We start from the raw sequence: 5,650 nt of genomic DNA, 5'->3' as shown, positions 1-5,650 counted from the left end.
ACGAAGGCCGTCCGGCCAGATCTCCCAGCCGTTGCCGGCATGCTCGCCGACGTGATCAACGACCCGCGAGCCGATCCCCCAGTCCGCCGTGACCGGTGCCGCCGCGATCCGCTCGCGGCGGTAGTAGTTCACGGCAAGGAAGTCGACCGGCTCCGCGACGGCGACCTCGTCGGGGTCGATCCGGTCGAGAAGGCCATGCTCGTCGTACCAGCGCACCATGTCCGTCGGGTAGCCTCGGCCGAAGGTGGGGTCGAGAAACCAGCGGTGCATCGCGCCGTCGTGCCGCACCGTCGCCGCGGCGTCATCGGCGTCGCCGCCGGCGGGGACGAGATCGGCGATGTCATGGCAGATCCCGACCCTCGCCGCGGGGGCCGCGGCCCGAATGGCGCGGGCGGCCGCCGCGTGGGCGAGATGGGAGTGGTGGGCCGCCCGCAGCGCCGTCGACCACCCGTGGCGTCCGGGTGCGTGGCGCCCCGTCCCGTAGCCGATGTACGAGTGCGTGCGCGGTTCGTTGAGCGTGATCCAGTGCCGCACCCGGTCGCCGAGGCCTGCCGCCACGATCGATGCGTACTCCCCCACCCGCTCGACGATCTCCGGCTCGGTCCACCCGCCGCGGTCCTCGAGCGGCTGCGGGAGGTCCCAGTGATAGAGGGTCAGCCACGGCTCGATGCCGCGCTCGAGGAGCCCGTCCACGAGCCGGTCGTAGAAGTCGAGACCGGCAACGTTCGGCGCCCCGGAGCCGGCCGGCTGGATCCGGGGCCAGGCGATGCTGAACCGGTACGCGCGCAGCCCGAGCTCGGCCATCAGGTCGAGGTCGGACTCCCAGCGGCGGTAATGGTCGCAGGCGACGTCGCCCGTCTCGCCGTTCCGCGTCCGTCCCGGCGTGCGGCTGAACGTGTCCCAGATGCTCGGACCGCGGCCATCGGCGTCCGTGGCCCCCTCGATCTGGTAGCTGGCGGTTGCCGCGCCGAAGGCAAAGCCTCGCGGAAAGCGGCGCGCCAACGCCGCTGGCGCGGCGAGGGCATCGGTCAGCGTCACTTCTCCACCCCTCCGAACACCACGCCGCGCATGAAGGCCCGCTGGGCCAGGAAGAAGACGACGACGGGCAGCGCCATGGCCATGATCGCCGCCGCCTGGATCAGGGTCGGCTCCTGCGAGTAGAGCGCGTTGAAGCGAGCGAGGCCGACCGAGAGCGGCTGGAGGTCCGGCTCCGACTGGAGGTACACGAGCGGCAGGAAGTACTCGTTCCAGGCGAAGAAGAAGTGGAAGAGGCTGACCGCCACGATGGCCGGGATCGCCTGCGGCACGATGATCGAGCGCAGGATGCGCAGCGGCCCCGCACCGTCGATCATCGCCGCCTCGTCCAGCTCGCGCGGGATGGTGAGGAAGTACTGGCGCAGCAGGAACACGTTGTACGCGTTGGCGAAGGCGTGCGGGATGATGAGCGGCCACCACGTCCCGATCCAGCCGAAGGCGAGGTAGACGGCGTAGCTCGGAACGAGCGTCACCTGGAAGGGCAGGATGATCGTGGCCAGCATCACCACGAAGAGCCCGTTGCGCCCTGGGAATCGGAAGCGGCTGAATCCATAGGCGACGCAGATCGCCGAGACCACCGCGAAGAGCGTGGACAGGCCCGCGATCGCGAAGGTGTTGAAGAAGAGCCGTGGAAAGTTCACCGTGTCCCAGGCGTTGGCGAAGTTGCCGGTGTTCAGTGAGAACGCCCAGTGCTGCTCCAGGGTGCGCCAGCGCCCGACCCAGGTGATCGGTCCCGCGTCCGGGTTCGCCGGGTCGACGAAGACGCTGTCCTCGCGGTGCGCCTCGATGAGCGCCCAGGCACGGATGGTCCCGTCCACGTCGGGCACGTCGAAGACCGGGTACTGCTCACCCTCGTACTCGAAGGTCTCGGGTTGCGCCGGATAGAGCGGCGCCCCGGGCGCGGTGAGCTGGCTCTGGTCCTTGAAGGCGGTGGCGACCATGAAGACGAGCGGCATCAGGAAGATCGAGACGGTGGTGATCGCCAGCAGGGTGATCCCCGCGCGCGCGGTGAAGCCCCGCATGTGGCCCTGGAGCACGGATCCGCCGCGGAGCCGCTCGCGGCGCGCCGTGACGGCGCTCATCGCTCGGACCCCTCGAAGACCCATGAGCCCGCGGTGCGGAACAGGACGATCGTGAGGCCCAGCACGATCACGAACAGCAGCCACGCCAGGGCGGATGCGTAGCCCATGTTGAAGAAGGTGAATGCCTCGCGGAACAGGTTGAGGTTGAAGAAGAGGGTCGCGCGGTCCGGGTCGCCACGGCCGTTGCTGACGACGTAGGCCTGCGTGAAGTACTGGAACGTCGCGATCAGGGCGATGATCAGGTTGTAGAAGAGGACCGGCGAGATCATCGGCAGGGTGACATGGCGGAAGCGGCCCCACACGCCGGCGCCGTCCACACGTGCCGCGTCGTAGAGCTCCGTCGGCACGCTCTGGAGGCCCGCAAGGAAGATGAGCATCATGTTGCCGATCCCCCAGAGACCCATGAGCGCCAGGGAGGGGCCGACCCACGTCGCGCTCTGGAGCCAGTTCGGCCCATCGATCCCGACAGCGCCGAGGCCGTAGTTCAGCCACCCGTTCTGGGCGTTGAGGACGCCGATCCAGACGATGGTGCTCGCCACGATCGGGATCTGCATCGGCATGTAGAACAGGGTCCTGAAGACGCTGCGCCCGAAGAGGAGGGTGTTGTTGACGAGCAGCGCCACCGCCAGGGCGAAGCCGAGCGTGAGCGGCACGACCAGCAGCGCGAAGCGGACAGTCACCCACAGGGACTGGAGCAGCACGGGGTCCCGCAGCATCCGCGCGTAATTGTCGAGGCCGATGAACCGCGTCTCGTCAGCGCGACGCGGATCGAAGTCCGTGAACGACAGGACGAGCGAGGCGATCATCGGCAGCGCCGAGAAGACGACGAAGCCGATGATGAACGGGGCAACGAAGGCGAGCCCGGTGAGCGACTCCCGCGAGGTCAGCCGCCCCCACCGGGTCGGGACGGCGCCGATCGGCAACGCCGCGGAGCCGGTGGTGTGCGGGGTCATGGCCATGCGGTCCTCACCATGGTAGGGGTCGGGGACGGCCATGGCGGCCGCCCCCGACTCGGGGTGGAGGAAGCGTCAGGTTCCCTCGTCGAAGATCCCCTGCAGGAGCTGGACGTGCGCGTCGATCTCCGCCGCGAGGTCGAGGCCGGCGGTGTTCCAGAGCCGGCTGCCAAAGTCCTTGTTCGCCGAGTCGGCCTCGTCGAAGCTGGGCATGAAGGCCTCGTGGCTGGGGTTGTCCGGGTACTCGAGCATCTGCGTCGAGACGTTCCAGTCGATCTCGAGCGGCGTGAAGCGCTCGTCGAGGCCGGCGAAGAACGCGTCCCGCTGATTCTCGATCGCGGGCAGCGCGCCCCAGACCTGGGTCAGCTCGGGAGATGCGGCGAGGAACCTGAGAACCTCGAACGCCTCGTCGGGATGCTCGGTCGAGTCCAGGATGCCGATCGTGTCGGCGTGGAGCTTCGACGTGATGACGCCGTCGGGGCCCACCGGCAGGACCGCGATGTCCCAATCGGTGACCGGCGGATCGCCCTCGCCCGGATAGACGCAGCACGTGTACCACTGATGCACCACGTCCATCGCCACCAGGCCGGACTGGAACGTGTTGCCATCGGCCAGTGCCTGCACGGCGGTCTGATTCGGGATGATGTGGTCAACCCAGATGCCGTCGTAGAAGAACTGGAGTCCGTGGCGCCAGTTGTCGGGCCACTGCGCCGTTGACCCGTCGTCAGCGACCACGGAGCCCGATCCGCCGAAGATCGTCGACCACGCGCGCGTGTCGTTCTCGGTGAACTGCGCGTCGAGGCCGTACACCTCTACGTTCTCGGGATCGAACTCGGCGCTCGTGGCGTCGTTGCCGTTGGCGTCAACGGTCAGTTGCAGGGCGAGATCGCGGAGAACCTCCCAGGTCCAGTCCTGGCCCTCGTACTGCTCGCCGACCTCGTGCGGCGGATAGGCAAGCTGCGCCTCATCGAAGAGCGACTTGTTGTAGTAGATGAACGACGGGTACACCGCCATCGGGATGCCGATCTGCTTGCCGTCGACGTTGTAGACATCGATGAGCGCCTGCGGAATCTCCGACAGGTCGACCCCCGAGCTCTCGATGTACGGGCCGATGTCGAGCAGCTGGTCGCCGAACGACTGGAGCCCGCGGATCCCGATCGGGCCGATGATGTCAGGTGGGTCGCTCGGAAGGCGCGCGGCGAGCGTCGTCGCAGCCTCCGTGTTGTCGACCACCGTCAGGGTCAGGTGGATGTTCGGGTTGGCTTCGTTGAAGGCCGCCACGACCGCCTCCTCGGTCGGGATCTGCTCCTCGTTCTCGCCGGTTCCGAGGCCGACGAACCATTCGATCTCGACGACCTCGCCGCTCGCGGCAGACGCGCTCGCCTCCGGCTCGGAAGATTCCGCCGCCTCCGATGGACTCGTTCCCTGGGTCCCGCAGGCCGCCAGGAAGAGCACGAATCCGGCTCCCATCACTCCGAGGGACCGGCGCGTGCCAATCGGTCGATACATGACCTCCTCCAACTAACGAATGCAGCACGTGCTGATGGGTGTCCTGGCTCAGGCCAGGGCTGATTCACATAGGCGCACTGGACTGCCGAACGACGAGGCTGGTGTCGAGGATCACGCGGCGCGGTGGCCCATCCGCGTTGCGCATCCCGTGGAGGAGAAGCCGCGTCATCTCGCGACCCATCTCCTCGATCGGCTGCCGGACGCTCGAGAGCGCGGGTCGCGCGGCCGCTGCCAGTGGCGAGTCGTCGAAGCCGACGACGGCGACGTCCTGCGGCACCCGCCTGCCCGCTGCCGCGAGCGCGGCTATCGCGCCGATCGCCATCAGGTCCGAGGCGGCGAAGACGGCGTCGACCTCGGGGGCCCGTTCGAGAAGCCGTTCCATCGCGCTTCGTCCCCCATCGAGTGTGAAGTCCGCGACCTCGATGAGCCGATCCGAGATGTCGATCCCGGCACGGGACAGCGTCTCGTGATATCCGGCGAGGCGGTCTGCGCCCGGGGGCATGTCCTGCGGACCGCCGATCGTCCCGACGTGGCGCCGTCCGGTCTCGAGGAGATGGTCCACGGCGCTGCCCGCGCCACCGCGGTTGTCGACGTCCACGTAGGGGATCCCCGCACCGGGCGGCCGGCCGCCGACCACGACCGGGATCCCGCGTCGCTGCAGGTCTCGCGGCAGGGGGTCCGATCCGTGGAGCGAGACGAGCAGCGCGCCGTCGGTGTGCCCGGCTGCCAGGTACCGCTCCACTCGCAGCTCGTCCCCGCGTCCCTGCGGCATGAGCAGCACCAGCGCGAGCTCCTCGTCCGCCAGGGCGTCGCTGATGCCGCGCAGGACGCGCGGGAAGAACGGGTCGCCGAAGAGCTGGGTGGTCGGCTCGGGAATGACCACCGCGATCGAGTCACTGCGGCGCGTGACGAGGCTGCGCGCGGCATGGTTTGGGGTATATCCGAGCTCCTGGATGGCCGCCTCGACGACGTTCCGGGTAACCTCGCCGACGCGCCGATCACCGTTCACGACGCGTGAGACGGTCGCCCGCGAGACGCTGGCGAGGAGGGCGACCTGCTCGAGCGTCGCCG

General features: G+C 68.7%; 5 protein-coding genes. All 5 read right to left on the bottom strand.

The annotated features are described in order from the left end of the window. Window positions 1–1,038, bottom strand: a 1,038-nt coding sequence (locus WEB29_02250) for a family 1 glycosylhydrolase (GenBank protein ID MEX2135770.1), incomplete at its 3' end; no start/stop codon positions are given. Continuing rightward, the gene (locus WEB29_02245) at window positions 1,035–2,117 is read right to left on the bottom strand and encodes a carbohydrate ABC transporter permease (GenBank protein MEX2135769.1); all 1,083 of its coding nucleotides are present in this window, start codon (window positions 2,115–2,117) and stop codon (window positions 1,035–1,037) included. The genes WEB29_02245 and WEB29_02250, both read right to left, overlap by 4 nt. Next, window positions 2,114–3,076, bottom strand: coding sequence for a sugar ABC transporter permease (locus WEB29_02240; GenBank protein MEX2135768.1), 963 nt, complete (start codon window positions 3,074–3,076; stop codon window positions 2,114–2,116). The genes WEB29_02245 and WEB29_02240 overlap by 4 nt, the downstream gene beginning before the upstream one ends. 69 nt (window positions 3,077–3,145) lie before the next feature. Beyond that, window positions 3,146–4,579 carry an extracellular solute-binding protein gene (locus WEB29_02235; GenBank protein MEX2135767.1) on the bottom strand — a complete coding sequence of 478 codons (1,434 nt, stop codon included), beginning with the start codon at window positions 4,577–4,579 and terminating at the stop codon, window positions 3,146–3,148. 64 nt (window positions 4,580–4,643) lie between these two features. After that, window positions 4,644–5,650 (bottom strand): LacI family DNA-binding transcriptional regulator (locus WEB29_02230; GenBank protein MEX2135766.1); only part of this gene is annotated, 1,007 nt, incomplete at its 5' end.

The sequence above is a fragment of the Chloroflexota bacterium genome, assembly GCA_040902225.1.
Classification (GTDB): Bacteria; Chloroflexota; Limnocylindria; order QHBO01; family QHBO01; genus CF-167.
This window is presented reverse-complemented; position numbering and strand designations above follow the sequence as displayed.